The organism is Mycolicibacterium insubricum (assembly GCF_010731615.1).
Taxonomy (GTDB): Bacteria; Actinomycetota; Actinomycetes; order Mycobacteriales; family Mycobacteriaceae; genus Mycobacterium; species Mycobacterium insubricum.
Genome location: NZ_AP022618.1, coordinates 4,354,751 through 4,367,943 on the forward strand (window position 1 = coordinate 4,354,751; position 13,193 = coordinate 4,367,943).

Below are 13,193 nucleotides of genomic sequence, written 5' to 3' on the forward strand. Positions count from 1 at the left end.
AAACTGCAACATTTCCGGAATCGGAGCTACGGGCCGTTTTCGATACCATAGGAACTCGTTCCATTTCGCCCAAACGGCGCGATGGGCACCCGAACGTGCCAACTATCCGCCCCGGGAGGATCCGCGATGAGTGACGGCCACGACCCCGCGGCGCCGCCGCGGTCGGGGGCCGCGCCGTGGGAACGACAGCCCGTCGTGCCCGCCGGATTCGACCAGAGCGGCGAACCCGACCCGACCGCCGGGTTCCATCCGACATCCGGCCCGCCGCCCGCGCCGCCCGCCCCGGAGCCGGAACCGGCCGCCCGCTCGAGCGGACACCATACCGACGGCATCCCGGCGGCCGAGCTGATCGCCCGCCTCGGCGGCCTGCCCCCGCGTCCCGCCCCCGAGCCCGACCCGGCCTTCCCACCGGTCCCGGTGCCGCCGTCCGCACCCGCGGACCCACGGCCCGTCCTGCCGCCCGCCCCGCAACGCGCCCGGCAGCACGATCCCGAGGCCCCCGAACCTGAGGCCAAAGCCCACACCCACCGTCCCCGGCACCCGCTGCTGCTGGCCGGGCGCAGCCTGATCGCGCTGATCGCGATCACCGCGCTGGTGCTGACCGGCGGTGCCTGGCAGTGGATGGCCAGCAAGAACCACGCGCTGAGGCAGGTGGCCGCGCTCGATCCCAACTCCCGCGACATCCGCGACGCCAACGCCCAGTACGGCGACGAGAACTTCCTGATCGTCGGCGTCGACAGCCGCTACGGCGAGAACTCCGGCATGGGCGCCGGAGACACCGAAGACGCCGGCGGCGCCCGCTCCGACAGCATCATCCTGGTGAACATTCCGGCGAACCGGAAACGCGTCGTCGCGGTGTCCTTCCCGCGCGATCTCGCCATCACCCCGATGCGCTGCGAGGCGTGGAACGCCGCCACCGGCGACTACGGCCCGGTGTACGACGAGGAGACCGGCGAATACGGCCCGGACTACCTCTACACCGAGACCAAACTCAATTCCGCCTATTCCTTCGGTGGGCCGAAGTGCCTGGTCAAGGTGATCCAGAAGATCTCCGGACTGTCGGTCAGCAGGTTCATGGCCGTCGACTTCGCCGGGTTCTCCAAGATGGTCGACGCCCTCGGCGGCGTCGACGTCTGCAGCACCACCCCGCTGGAGGACTACGAGTTGGGCACCGTCCTGGAGCACGCCGGCCACCAGCGCATCGACGGCCACACGGCACTCAACTATGTTCGCGCCCGTCAGGTCACCACCGAGGTCAACGGCGACTACGGCCGCATCAAACGCCAGCAGTTGTTCCTGTCCTCGCTGCTGCGCTCGATGATCTCCAAGGACACCTTCTTCTCGCTGTCCAAGCTCAACAACGTGGTCAACACGTTCATCGCCGACAGCTACGTCGCCAACATCACCACCAAGGACCTGGTCGACCTGGGCCAATCCGTGCAGGGCATCGCGGCCGGCCGGATCACCTTCGTGACGCTGCCCACCACCGGCATCACCGACGCCGACGGCAACGAGGAGCCCTACACCGGCGCGATCGAGGCGCTGTTCGACGCGATCATCGACGACGATCCGTTGCCCGGTGAGAACGACAAGAACGAGACCACCACCGCGGTGAGCACCACCGGCTCCAGCGCGAGCGGCTCGCACACGACGACCAGCACGACCACGACGACGACCACCGCGGCCGCCGAACCGAGCACCGAGACCGTCGACGTCGCGGCGGTGGCGCCGCACGGTGTCAACGTGCACGTGTCCAACTCCACCCCGCACGCCGGGCTCGGTTCGTCGACGAGCACCGCCCTGGCCGCGCACGGGTTCTCCGTCGACACCCCCGACGATTATTCGACCGAGCTGACGCACACCGTGGTGCGCTACTCCCCCGGTAACGAGGAGGCGGCAGCGACCGTCGCGGCCAGCCTGGGCAATCCGCCGATCGAACGGATCAGCGGCCTCGGCGAGGGCGTGCAGGTGATCCTCGGGGCCGACTTCACCACGGTCGGCGCGCCGCCGGCGGCCGGCTCGACGATCCAGGTGCGGAAGCTCCAAGGCTCGTCGGAGACCGCGACGGCCGACCTGCCCGCCGGCATCAGCCTGACCAACGCCGCGGACGTCACCTGCGAGTAGCGTCGTTCACCGGGCGTTCGCCGGAGCCACATGCCACGATCCAGCACCGCGACGTACCCTAGGTAGATGCGCACCGCCTACCACGATCAGCTCGCCGCACTGTCCACCCGGTTGGGCGACATGTGTGGGCTGTCCGGCCGGGCGATGGAGCGCGCCACCCAGTCCCTGCTGCAGGCCGACCTGCTGCTGGCCGAGCAGGTGATCTCCGATCACGACCAGATCACCAGGATGAGCGCCCAGGCCGAAGAGGAAGCCTTCATGATCCTGGCGCTGCAGGCACCGGTCGCCGGTGACCTGCGATCCATCATCGCCGCCATCCAGATCGTCGCCGACATCGACCGGATGGGGGCCCTGGCCCTGCACGTCGCGAAGATCACCCGTCGCCGTCACCCCCAGCACGCCCTGCCCGAGGAGGTCAACGGCTACTTCGCCGAAATGGGCCGGCTAGCGGTGGAACTGGGCAACAGTGCCCGCGAGGTGCTGCTGTCCCGCGACCCGGAGCAGGCCGCCCGCATCCACGAAGACGACGACGCGATGGACGACCTGCACCGGCACCTGTTCACCGTGCTGATGGACCGGGAGTGGCGCCACGGTGTTGCCGCCGCCGTCGACGTGACCCTGCTGGGGCGCTTCTACGAGCGCTTCGCCGACCACGCCGTTGAGGTCGCCCGCCGGGTCATCTTCCAGGTCACCGGCACGTTCCCCGAGGAACGCGCCTGCGACACCCCGTAATTCGGGTCAGCCGAACCGCCCGGAGATTCAGCCGAACCGCCCGGAGATATAGTCCTCCGTCGCCTTCTCGGTCGGGTTCGAGAAGATCTTCTCGGTGTCGTCGATCTCCACCAGCCGGCCCGGTTTCCCGGTCGCCTCCAGGTTGAAGAACGCGGTCTGGTCGCTGACCCGAGCGGCCTGCTGCATATTGTGCGTGACGATCACAATCGTGAAGTCCTGCTTCAGTTCTGCGATCAGGTCCTCGATCGCCAGCGTGGAGATCGGGTCCAGCGCCGAACACGGCTCGTCCATCAACAGCACCTCGGGTTGCACCGCGATGGCGCGCGCGATGCACAGCCGCTGCTGCTGACCGCCGGACAGTCCGCCGCCGGGTTCGTCGAGCCGGTCCTTGACCTCGTTCCACAGGTTGGCGCCCTTGAGCGACTGCTCCACCGTCTCCTGGAGAACCTTACGGTTGCGGACGCCCTGCAGCTTCAGACCGGCGACGACGTTGTCGCGAATCGACATGGTGGGGAACGGGTTCGGACGCTGGAACACCATGCCCACCGTCTTACGGACGCCAACCGGGTCGACACCGGATCCGTAGATGTCGTCGCCGTCGAGCAGTACCGAACCCTCGACGCGGGCACCCGGGATCACCTCGTGCATCCGGTTGAGGGTGCGCAGCACCGTCGACTTGCCGCAGCCCGACGGTCCGATGAATGCCATCACGCTGCGCGGCGACACCGACAGCGACACCTCGGCCACCGCGTGGAACGAGCCGTAGTAGATGTTGACGTCTTTGAGATCCAGACGTTTCGCCATGCCGTTTCCCCTAAACCTTTTTCGGGGCGAAGAATTTCGCGACGAATCGCGCGCCCACATTGAGTACCGCAACCAGAATGACCAGCGTCAGTGCCGCGCCCCAGAGCCGGTCGGAGGTGACCGGGTTGCCCGCGCCGCCCGCCGACACCTGGTCGAACATCATGCCGGGCAGGGAGCCCTGGAACCCGTTGAACATGTCGAAATTGATGGCCTGGGAGTAGCCGACCAGGATCAGCAGCGGCGCCGTCTCGCCCATCACGCGGGCCAGCGCCAGCATGATGCCGGTGACGATGCCCGACAGCGCCGTCGGGATCACGATGCGCGCGATGGTCTTCCACTTCGGGACACCCAGCGCATAACTGGCTTCCCGCAGGTCCATCGGGACGATGCGCAGCATCTCCTCGGTGGACCGCACGATGACCGGGATCATCAGCAACACCAACGCCAGTGCCACCGCGAAACCGGAACGCTGGAAGCCCAGTGTCGCCACCCACAGCGCGTAGATGAACAGCGCGGCGACGATCGACGGCACGCCGGTGAGGATGTCCACCATGAACGTGGTCAGCTTGCCCAGCCGGGTGCCGCCGCCGTACTCCACCAGGTAGATGCCCACGAAGACGCCGATCGGAATCGAGATCGCCGAGCACACCAGGCCCTGCAGCAGGGTGCCGACGATGGCGTGATAGGCGCCGCCGCCGGGGGCGAAGGCCGTCATGCCGGCCTGGGAGTTCTGCCACCAGGTCGCCGAGGTCACCACCCCGATGCCCTTGCTGATCGTCGAGTACAGCACCCACACCAGCGGGACGATCGCCACGACCACCGACAGCGAGACCAGCACCGTGGCCGCGTCGTTGGCCAGCCGGCGACGCAGGCTCAGTTTGCCGAACGTCGATCCCTTGACCGGCTTGTCCAGCATCGACGTCATCCTCGTCCCTTCCCGGAAACCGCCGCCCGCGCAAGCGCGTTCACCACGAAGGTCAGCACGAACAGCACCAGGCCGGCGGCGATGTAGGCGCCGGCCTTGAAGTGGTCGTTGAACTCCGAGGCCGCCGAGGCGATCTTGGTGGCGAAGGTGTAGCCGCCGTCGAACAGGCTCCAGCTGAACGCTGTCTGGGTGCCGCGCAGGATGATCAGCAGGGCGATCGTCTCGCCGAGCGCCCGGCCCAGGCCGAGCATCGCGCCGCTGATGTAGCCCGACAGCCCGAACGGCAGGACGGTGGTGCGGACCACCTCCCAGCGGGTGGCGCCCAGCGCCAGCGCAGCCTCAATCTGCCCGCGCGGCGTCTGCACGAAGACCTCCCGGGCCACCGCGGTAATGATCGGCAGGATCATCACCGCCAGCACAATCCCGGCGGTGAAGATGGTGCCGCCGCCGGCCACCGACGCATTGCCGTCGGAGAACAGGAAGATCCAGGCCAGCTTCTCGTTCAGCCACGTCGCGAACGGCCGCAGCACCGGCGCCAGCACGTAGATGCCCCACACTCCGAAGATGATCGACGGGACCGCGGCCAGCAGGTCGACGACGTAGCCCAGCGGACCCGCCACCCGTCGCGGCGCGTACTGGGTGAGAAAGATCGCGATGCCCAGGGCCACCGGCATCGCCAGGGCCAGGGCGAACAGCGAGACGAACACCGTGACCTGGAAAAGGTCGAGGACACCGAAGTGCATCGCCGACGTGTCGGTGGTGTTCCAGTTCCCGGCGTAGAGGAAGAAGTTCTCCTGGTTGCGGGCCAGCGCCGGGATGGCGCGCCACAACAGGAACAGCGCGATGGCGCCGATCAGGACGATGATGAACAGGCCCGAGCCCTGCGCGAGGCCGCGGAACACCCGGTCGCCCCAGCGGACCTTCGCGTTCTTGGAAGGGTCGATGGAAATGGCGTCAGGCTCGGGGATCGGGACCGCAATCACCGGCCCGGACCCCGCATCGGCAGGGTTCGGCGTTGACAATGACGCCCTCCGACCGACCTCGTCACTTACCTCGTTACTGGTTGAACTCGTCATTCATCCTCACCGCAATCCTCTCGCCGCGCCAGTCCGGTTAGGCAATCGCACCGATCGCGGTGCTCAGCCGGCTCTTGAACTTCTCCGGCAGCGGCACGTAGCCCGCGCTTTCCAGGTTCGCCTGGCCCTGGTCGATGGCGACGCCCAGGAACGACTTGACGGCGTCGGCGGTGTCGGCGGCGTAGCCCTTGGAGCAGACGATGTTGTAGGTCGCCAGGATCAGCGGGTACGCCCCGGCCTCCTTGGTCGCGTACAGCGAGTTCAAGTCGAGGACCAGGTCGTTGCCCTCGCCGGCGAACGTCGCCCCGTCGATCGCCTTCTTCGCGGTGTCGTTGTTGAGTTCCACCGCGCCGCTGCCGTTGTCGATCTGGGCGACCGCCAGCTTGGATTGATCGGCGAAGCCCTTCTCGACGTAGCCGATGGCACCCGGGGTGGCCTGCACGGCCTGTACGACACCGGCGGTCTTCTGGGCGCCTTCACCCGCGCCGCCCTGGAACTCCTTGCCGGCACCCTTGGTCCAGACCTCCGGGGCCGCGGCCGACAGGTACTTCTGGAAGTTGTCGGTGGTGCCGGAGGAATCCGAACGGTAGATCGGGACGATCTTGGTGCCCGGTAGGCTCACGCCGCTGTTGAGCGCCTCGATCGCCGGGTCGTTCCAGATGGTGATCGCGCCGGTGAAGATCTTGGCCAGCACCTCGGCGTTGAGCACCAGCTTCTCGGCGCCGGGCACGTTGTAGGCCAGCGCCACCGGGCCGAACACCAGCGGGAGGTTCCATGCCGGGTTACCGCCGCAGCGGGCGGCCGCCGGTCCCACCTGGTCGGTGGACAGCGGCGAGTCCGAGCCGGCAAAGTCGACGTTGTTCGCGATGAACTGCGTCACACCGGCGCCCGAACCGGTCGGGTTGTAGGACAGGTTTTTGCCGGAGCAAGCCTGGCCCCAGGCCTGGTTGAACAGCGCGATGGCGTTCTGCTGGGCGGTGGAGCCCTCGGCCGTCAGCGCGTTCTTGCCTGCGCAGTCGGCGCTGCCGCCACCGGCCGCGGATCCGCTGTTGTTGTCACTGCCGCATCCGCCGAGGGTGATCGCCGCCACTGCAGCGATGCCGGCCGCGAGCGTCGCTCGCCCGTATTTGAGGTTCACCCGGGCAACATAAGCAACGGTTATGGCCGGTTTCCCGACCCCGGGTTAACGCGTGGTGAACGAGATCGGGCGCCGGCCTACGGCTGCGCGGAGGGCGCGTAGGCGGTGTCCACGCGGTACTCGGTGAAGCCCAGCCCCAGGTAGGTGCGCACGGCGGCGGTGTTGTCGGCCTCGACGTAGAGCAGCACCTGCGCGTCCGGGCCCAACCGATCCGCCAGATACGCCATCCCGACGGCGGTCAGCAGCCGGCCCAGCCCGCGGCCCTGGGCTCCGGGGTCCACGCCCACCACGTACACCTCGCCCAGCAGAGGACCGTGCACCTTGGTCCAGTGGAAACCCAGCAGCCGCGCCGCGTCGGCCGCGTCGAAGGCCAGAAACAGCCCGGCCGGGTCGAACCAGGGTGCCGACATCGTCTCGGCCAGATCCTCGGCGCTCTGCCCGCCCTGCTCGGGATGCCAGTCAAACGCCGCGTTGTTGACCCGCAGCAGCTCCGCGTCGTCGGCAGCGCCGGTGTAGGTGCGAATCACCAGGCCCTCACCGACCGGCACCGACGGGACGTCGCGCAGCGGGCGGCGCAGCTGCAGCAGCCGTCGCACCGGAACCAGCCCGATCGCCGCCGCGACGGCCTCCGCCGCCGGCAGCGTGCCGTGCGCCCACATCGAACCGCCCGGCCCGGCCCCAGCGACCAGCGCCCGCCCCACGCCGTGCCCGCGCGCGGGCGGGTCGACCACCAGCTCGGCCATCTCCGGGGTCCGGTTCAGGTAGCCGACGATCACGCCGTCGTCGTCGGTCGCCAGCAGGTGTCGGGTGCGGCTGCGGCCGAGTTCGGCCAGCACCGACTCCCCGACCGGCGCAACACCGTCGGCCTCGGCGGCCGCGGCGATGATCTCCCGGACCCGGCGCTGCTGCTGCAGCGACAACCCGTCGTACCAGGTCAGTCGGGTCACGACGAGGCCCGGCCCGGGCGCACGGCCTTGTAGCCGACGTTGCGGACCGTGCCGATCAGCGCCTCGTGTTCGGGGCCGAGCTTGGCGCGCAGCCGTCGGACGTGCACGTCGACGGTGCGGGTGCCGCCGAAGAAGTCATAGCCCCAGACCTCCTGGAGCAGCTGGGCCCTAGTGAACACCCGCCCGGCGTGCTGCGCGAGGTACTTCAGGAGTTCGAATTCCTTGTAGGTCAGATCCAGCGGGCGACCGCGCAACCGGGCGGTGTAGGTGCCCTCGTCGATCACCAGCTCCCCGAGACTGATCTTGTCGGCCGCCTCGGCCGCACCGCTGCTGTCGCGGCGCCCGGCCAGCAGCCGCAGCCGGGCGTCGAGTTCGGCCGGCCCGATGCCGGGCAGCAGGATCTCGTCGATACCCCAGTCGGCGTTGACGGCGACCAGGCCGCCCTCATTGAGCACCGCCACCACCGGCACGGTCCCGCTGGTGTTGCGCAGCAGCCGGCACAGGCCGCGGGCGGCGGCCAGGTCGGTACGCGCGTCGACGATCGCGACGTCGGCGTTGCCCGCCTCCAGCAGCGAGGACACCTCAGCGACGGCGATTCGCACGTGATGAGACAGCAAAGCCAGCGACCCCAGCACCCTGTCCGGGTCCGGATCGACGGTCAACAGCAACAGCTCCACGCAAAGCCTCCCGAGTCCGGGCCTGTATCAGCGGCAGAGGTTCATCGCCGACACAACGCCGTATCCGGCACCGTCAACGATAACGCCCGGGCCGTGCGCCAGAATGAACGCGTGCGCAAACTGCTGATCTCGACGGTCACGGTGGTCGTCGCGCTGGCTCTGGCCGCGCTGGCCGTCGACTTCGGCACCAGCATCTACGCCGAGTACCGACTGTCACGCACGGTACGTACCGCGGCCCACCTGGATTGGGACCCGTCGGTGGCCATCCTGGGCTTCCCGTTCATCAACCAGGCCGTCAACCGCCACTTCGACGAGGTGGAGATCAAGGCCTACGACGTCGCGCACGTGCAGGTGGAACGTGCGACGCTGGAGGCCACCATGCACAACCTGGACCTGGCGCAGGCATCCTGGCTGGTCCGCCCCGACGCACCCATCCCGGTCGGCAAGCTGGAGAGCCGCATCATCATCGATTCCCGGCGCCTCGGGGGGTTCCTGGGAGTGCGCGACCTGATGGTGGAGGCCCCGCGGGCGGAAACCAACGACGCCACCGGCGGCACCACCGAATCCGGCATCTCCGGCAGCGTCGGCCTGGTGTTCACCGGGACGCCGACCGCCGCCGGGTTCGACAAACGGGTCTCGGTGTCGGTGGACCTGTCGATGGACGGCCCTCAGGACACCACGCTGGTGATCACCCCGACCGGGATCCTGACCGAGGCCGGCACCGCCGACCAGAGCGTGCCCGACGACCGGTTGGCCGAGGTGCTGGCCGCCTTCGCCGGCCGGGTGCCCGACCAGCGGCTGCCGTTCGGCGTCGCCCCGACCACCCAGGGCGCCCGTGGCTCGGACGTGATCATCGAGGGCATCGTCGACGACGTCACCGTCAAGCTGACGGAATTCAACCCGAACTGAGGGAGTTCAACCCGCTATGAGTCCCTCCATCGGCATCGTCGTCGTCATCATCGTCGCGGTTCTGGGCATCGGCTATCTGGTCGGCCGGATGCTGACCCTGCGCGCGGGCATGTTGCGCTCCGCGGCCGCGGCCGCCGACATCGACACCTCGGGCCTGGGCCTGTCCGACTCCGGTCCGACGGTGCTGCACTTCAGCGCGCCATGGTGCGGGCCGTGCACCCAGGTCCGCAAGGTCGTCGACGCAGTGTGCGCCGAACTGCCCGCGGTGGCGCACGTCGAGATCGACATGGACGCCGATCCGGAGGCCGCGCGACGGCTCTCGGTACTGTCCCTGCCGACGACGATCATCTTCGACGCCGGTGGGCATCCGCGGTACCGCACCACCGGTGTGCCGACCGCCGCCGATCTCCGCTCGGCTTTGACCCCGTTGCTGGGGTAGACTGTCCCCGTGTTGTCCAACCTGCTGACAAAGCGCCGCGCAGTGGATTTCTGCCGGACCGCGGGTTGTTGCTGTCGCTGTTGTTGTCGCTGAGTCGCACGCGCCGCTGCGCGCCGTGACCCTTCGGTGCGGTCTGTTCGTCCGCCCGTCCCCGGCCAACAACAGTTTTCAGGAGTTTTCTTGTCCAACAACATTTCCGACCAGGTCGACGTGCGTGGTCCCCGGTTCGCCGCCTGGGTCACCACCGCGGTGTTGATCGCCACCCTGCTGCTGTCGGCGGTGAGCACCACCACCGCGGCCGCCCTGCTCGCCGCACAGACCGCGGTGTTCGCCATCGGCGCCGCCGCCGGTCCGCGCCGCCATCCCTACGGACGGATCTTCGCGACGTTCGTGGCACCGCGGCTGGGCCCGGTCGCCGAGCGGGAACCGGTGGCCCCGCTGCGCTTCGCTCAGTTGGTCGGCTTCGCGTTCGGAGCCGTCGGCACCCTCGGCTTCGCGTTCGGCGCGCCGGCGGTCGGGCTACTCGCCACCGGATTCGCACTGTTCGCGGCGTTCCTCAACGCGGCCTTCGACATCTGCCTGGGCTGCCGCATCTATCCGCTGGTGGCCCGGCTGCGCCCGGCACCGCGTCGCACCCTCGTGACCGAATCGTAGGAAGACGATCATGACCAACACCGACACCCTGCCCGCCGGCGTGGACATCACCAAGGAGACCGTCATCACCGGCCACGTGGTCGACGGCACCGGCGCCCCGGTGGGCGGCGCCGCCGTGCGCCTGCTGGACGCCGGCGACGAGTTCACCGCCGAGGTGATCGCGACGGCGACCGGCGGCTTCCGGTTCTTCGCCGCGCCCGGTTCCTGGCGGCTGTGGGTGCGCTCCCCCGCCGGCAGTGGTGACGCGCTGGTGGCCCCGGCCGGCGCCGGTGTGCACGAGGTCGATGTGTTGGTCGCCTGAGCGGCGGCTAGACTCTGTGTCCGTGGTCCTCTTCTTCGAATTCCTGCTGGTGGCCGCCGTCGTGGTGATCACCTGGTTCGCGTTCTACGCGCTGTACCGCCTGGTCACCGACGAGTCGTGACCGACGGCCCCGCGCCGGCCGAGCGCAATCTGCCGGCTTTCGACGATCTCCCGCTGGCCGACACCGCCAACCTGCGCGAGGGTGCCGACCTGCACGACGCGATGCTGGCGCTGCTGCCGCTGGTCGGCATCTGGCGCGGTGAGGGCGAAGGCCGGGCCAGCCACGGCGACTACCGGTTCGGTCAGCAGATCGTGGTATCGCACGACGGTTCGGACTACCTGAACTGGGAATCGCGGACCTGGCGGCTCACCGATGAGGGCGCCTACGACGGGCACGGCCTGCGCGAGACCGGCTACTGGCGGTTCGTCAACGATCCCGACGACCCCGACGAGGCCCAGGCCATCGAGCTGATGCTGGCGCATTCGGCCGGCTACGTCGAGCTGCTCTACGGCCGGCCGCTGACCAATGCGTCCTGGGAACTGGCCACCGATGCGCTGGCCCGTAGCCGCTCCGGGCTGCTGGTCGGCGGCGCCAAGCGGCTCTACGGCATCGTCGACGACGGCGACCTGGCCTACGTGGAGGAGCGGGTGGACGCCGACGGCGAACTGGTCCCGCACCTGTCGGCCCGGCTGTCGCGTTACGCCGGCTAATTCAGCACCGGCACCGAGATCGGCGGGATCCACTGCCGCTGCAGCCGTTCCAGGCTGCCGTCTGACCTCAGCCCGTCGATGGCGTCGGACACGCAGCCGGTCAGCGGGCTGTCCTTGTCCAGCATGACAGCGAGCTGTTCGACGCTGCCCGGTGAGTGGGGCAACTGGCCGAGGATCCGGACGTCGGGCATCTCGACGGTGAGGTTGCGCGCGGTCGGCAGGTCCATCACCAGCGCGTCGACCTGCCGGTTGCTCAGCGCCACCGCGGACTCCGCAGTGGAGTTGAACACCGTGATCGGGTTGGTCGACAACGCCCGGGCCGCCATCGCGCTGGTGGTGCCGACGTAGGCGCCGAGCCGCAGCGGCCGCAGCCCCATGGCCGTGGTGACAGTCGCGGCCGGGGAGGTGCCGACCGTCACCACGGCCTGGACGACGTCGTAGTAGGGGGACGAGAAGTCGACCACCTGGCGGCGCTGGTCGGTAATCGAGAACTGGCTCAGCGCGGCATCGAAGGCCTTGTCTCCGGGTGCCATCGCAGTGGTGAACGGCACCCGCACCCAAGCCACCCGATCCGCCGGGTAACCGAGCCGCTCGGCGACGGCGAACGCGAGTGCCGACTCGAATCCGCGCCCGTCGGCGGGATCGTCGTCGATGTACCACGGCGGGTCGGCCGGTTGATCGGTGGCGAAGACCATTTTCCCGGCCTGCAGGGTGGGCAGTGCGCCACCCACACAGTCGGGCCCCTTGCCGGCGGGCCCGTCGTGGCCGCAGCCGGCGGCGCCCAGCAGCAACGCGGCAACCGCCGCGGCGACCAGGGGCTGAAACCGCATGGCAGAAATCATCGCCTACCGCGTCAACCCCGCAGTATCAGCCCCTCACACCCACACGGCCGTGTCGACGAGGGCCTCGACCGCGCCGGCCAGCGGCGCCGGAGACAGCGCCCGCCCGTCGAGGGTGTGCACCCGGGCCGCGAGGGTGACGCTGGACACCAGCCACACGCCGCGTGCGTCGAACAGGTCGGTGGCGGTCAGGGCCCGGTAGTCGCAGTCGTATCCAGCGTTGCGGGCGGCCTCGAACAGCGCCCGCTGGGTGGTGCCGCGCAGGATCGGATACCACGGCGGCGGGGTGAGCAGGCAGGGCCGGCCGCCGTCGCCGTCGACGGCGATGACCACGGTCGAACGCGGCCCCTCCAGCACCTGTCCCTCGGTGCTGACGAAGATCACGTCGTCGGCGCCGCGGCCGGCGGCGTACCGCAGGGCTGCCATGTTCACCGCATAGGACAGCGTCTTGGCGCCGGCCAGCAGCCACGGCCGCTCGTCGGCACCGCGCGCCGAAATGCCCAGGTCCAGGACCAGCGCCGACAACCCGTCCGTGCGAGCCGCGGCGATGTGCGGCGACAGTGCGGCGACGGTGACGTACGCCGTCGGTCCCGCGCCGTCGCGGCCCCGGCTGTAGGTCAGCCGCAACGCGCCCTCCTCCGCGGCGCCCCACTGCCCCGCGGCGACGGCGATGGCCGCCCGCCAGGCGTCCAGATCCGGGACCGGCAGATCCAGCGCCTCCGCCGATCCGACGAACCGGCGCAGATGCGCGTCGACCAGCCGCGTCCGCCCGTCGCGCACCAGCAGCGTCTCGAACACCCCGTCGCCGCGGACGGCGGCGGCGTCGTCGGCGCACAGCAACGGCGCATCCGGGTCGTGCACGACGCCGTCGAGGGTGACCAGTACTGCCATGGGTAGTCAGCGTAGAGGTCGTCGTA

Annotated in this window: 16 protein-coding genes; 8 read left to right on the top strand and 8 right to left on the bottom strand. The window is 69.3% G+C overall.

Annotation, left to right across the window (positions count from 1 at the left end; genetic code table 11):
* Positions 1-126 precede the first annotated feature (126 nt).
* Both G6N16_RS20475 and phoU read left to right on the top strand, forming a co-directional pair.
* Positions 127-2,124 carry an LCP family protein gene (locus tag G6N16_RS20475; RefSeq protein WP_163787935.1) on the top strand — a complete coding sequence of 666 codons (1,998 nt, stop codon included), beginning with the start codon at positions 127-129 and terminating at the stop codon, positions 2,122-2,124.
* A 66-nt stretch (positions 2,125-2,190) separates the two neighbouring features.
* Positions 2,191-2,856, top strand: a complete 666-nt coding sequence (gene phoU / locus G6N16_RS20480) for a phosphate signaling complex protein PhoU (protein WP_083031642.1) — start codon at positions 2,191-2,193, stop codon at positions 2,854-2,856.
* A gap of 27 nt (positions 2,857-2,883) precedes the next feature.
* Here the strand turns inward: phoU and pstB are convergent, their stop codons facing one another.
* The 6 genes from pstB to G6N16_RS20510 all read right to left on the bottom strand — a co-directional run bounded on the left by pstB (position 2,884) and on the right by G6N16_RS20510 (position 8,423).
* Positions 2,884-3,660, bottom strand: a complete 777-nt coding sequence (pstB, locus tag G6N16_RS20485; protein ID WP_083031643.1) for a phosphate ABC transporter ATP-binding protein PstB — start codon at positions 3,658-3,660, stop codon at positions 2,884-2,886.
* Positions 3,661-3,670: 10 nt separating this feature from the next.
* Positions 3,671-4,585 carry a phosphate ABC transporter permease PstA gene (gene pstA, locus G6N16_RS20490; protein ID WP_083031645.1) on the bottom strand — a complete coding sequence of 305 codons (915 nt, stop codon included), beginning with the start codon at positions 4,583-4,585 and terminating at the stop codon, positions 3,671-3,673.
* The gene (gene pstC / locus G6N16_RS20495; protein WP_083031646.1) at positions 4,582-5,661 is read right to left on the bottom strand and encodes a phosphate ABC transporter permease subunit PstC; all 1,080 of its coding nucleotides are present in this window, start codon (positions 5,659-5,661) and stop codon (positions 4,582-4,584) included. The genes pstA and pstC overlap by 4 nt, the downstream gene beginning before the upstream one ends.
* A 37-nt stretch (positions 5,662-5,698) precedes the next feature.
* Entirely contained in the window at positions 5,699-6,799 is a 1,101-nt protein-coding gene (gene pstS / locus G6N16_RS20500; protein WP_083031648.1) for a phosphate ABC transporter substrate-binding protein PstS, read from the bottom strand.
* 77 nt (positions 6,800-6,876) lie between these two features.
* A complete protein-coding gene (gene mshD, locus G6N16_RS20505) occupies positions 6,877-7,746 on the bottom strand; it encodes a mycothiol synthase (RefSeq protein ID WP_083031649.1) in 870 nt (289 codons plus the stop codon).
* The gene (locus tag G6N16_RS20510; protein WP_083031651.1) at positions 7,743-8,423 is read right to left on the bottom strand and encodes a winged helix-turn-helix transcriptional regulator; all 681 of its coding nucleotides are present in this window, start codon (positions 8,421-8,423) and stop codon (positions 7,743-7,745) included. The genes mshD and G6N16_RS20510 overlap by 4 nt, the downstream gene beginning before the upstream one ends.
* 111 nt (positions 8,424-8,534) lie before the next feature.
* On the opposite strand from G6N16_RS20510, the gene lmeA reads away from it, so the two are divergent.
* From lmeA to G6N16_RS20535, 6 genes are all read left to right on the top strand, one after another.
* Positions 8,535-9,332 carry a mannan chain length control protein LmeA gene (lmeA, locus tag G6N16_RS20515; protein ID WP_234805891.1) on the top strand — a complete coding sequence of 266 codons (798 nt, stop codon included), beginning with the start codon at positions 8,535-8,537 and terminating at the stop codon, positions 9,330-9,332.
* Positions 9,333-9,348: 16 nt separating this feature from the next.
* Entirely contained in the window at positions 9,349-9,771 is a 423-nt protein-coding gene (locus G6N16_RS20520) for a thioredoxin family protein (protein WP_083031654.1), read from the top strand.
* 9 nt (positions 9,772-9,780) lie between these two features.
* Positions 9,781-9,864 carry a putative leader peptide gene (locus G6N16_RS22175; protein WP_407663703.1) on the top strand — a complete coding sequence of 28 codons (84 nt, stop codon included), beginning with the start codon at positions 9,781-9,783 and terminating at the stop codon, positions 9,862-9,864.
* 87 nt (positions 9,865-9,951) lie between these two features.
* Positions 9,952-10,425 carry a DUF4395 domain-containing protein gene (locus G6N16_RS20525; protein WP_083031655.1) on the top strand — a complete coding sequence of 158 codons (474 nt, stop codon included), beginning with the start codon at positions 9,952-9,954 and terminating at the stop codon, positions 10,423-10,425.
* A gap of 10 nt (positions 10,426-10,435) precedes the next feature.
* Entirely contained in the window at positions 10,436-10,726 is a 291-nt protein-coding gene (locus G6N16_RS20530) for a DUF1416 domain-containing protein (protein WP_083031657.1), read from the top strand.
* 117 nt (positions 10,727-10,843) lie between these two features.
* Positions 10,844-11,437: a heme-binding beta-barrel domain-containing protein gene (locus G6N16_RS20535; protein WP_234805892.1), complete on the top strand. Its 594-nt coding sequence runs from the start codon at positions 10,844-10,846 to the stop codon at positions 11,435-11,437.
* On the opposite strand, the gene G6N16_RS20540 is transcribed toward G6N16_RS20535, so the two are convergent.
* Together G6N16_RS20540 and G6N16_RS20545 are read right to left on the bottom strand one after the other, a co-directional pair.
* A complete protein-coding gene (locus G6N16_RS20540; RefSeq protein ID WP_110810884.1) occupies positions 11,434-12,267 on the bottom strand; it encodes an ABC transporter substrate-binding protein in 834 nt (277 codons plus the stop codon). The genes G6N16_RS20535 and G6N16_RS20540 overlap by 4 nt on opposite strands.
* A gap of 45 nt (positions 12,268-12,312) precedes the next feature.
* Positions 12,313-13,167, bottom strand: coding sequence for an aminodeoxychorismate lyase (locus tag G6N16_RS20545; RefSeq protein ID WP_083031661.1), 855 nt, complete (start codon positions 13,165-13,167; stop codon positions 12,313-12,315).
* Positions 13,168-13,193 lie beyond the last annotated feature (26 nt).

Coding starts and splice junctions, on each gene's coding strand:
- G6N16_RS20475 (WP_163787935.1), top strand. CDS start 127: ATGAGTGACGGCCACGACCCCGCGGCGCCGCCGCGGTCGGGGGCCGCG.
- phoU (WP_083031642.1), top strand. CDS start 2,191: ATGCGCACCGCCTACCACGATCAGCTCGCCGCACTGTCCACCCGGTTG.
- pstB (WP_083031643.1), bottom strand. CDS start 3,660: ATGGCGAAACGTCTGGATCTCAAAGACGTCAACATCTACTACGGCTCG.
- pstA (WP_083031645.1), bottom strand. CDS start 4,585: ATGACGTCGATGCTGGACAAGCCGGTCAAGGGATCGACGTTCGGCAAA.
- pstC (WP_083031646.1), bottom strand. CDS start 5,661: ATGACGAGTTCAACCAGTAACGAGGTAAGTGACGAGGTCGGTCGGAGG.
- G6N16_RS20520 (WP_083031654.1), top strand. CDS start 9,349: ATGAGTCCCTCCATCGGCATCGTCGTCGTCATCATCGTCGCGGTTCTG.
- G6N16_RS20530 (WP_083031657.1), top strand. CDS start 10,436: ATGACCAACACCGACACCCTGCCCGCCGGCGTGGACATCACCAAGGAG.
- G6N16_RS20540 (WP_110810884.1), bottom strand. CDS start 12,267: ATGCGGTTTCAGCCCCTGGTCGCCGCGGCGGTTGCCGCGTTGCTGCTG.
- G6N16_RS20545 (WP_083031661.1), bottom strand. CDS start 13,167: ATGGCAGTACTGGTCACCCTCGACGGCGTCGTGCACGACCCGGATGCG.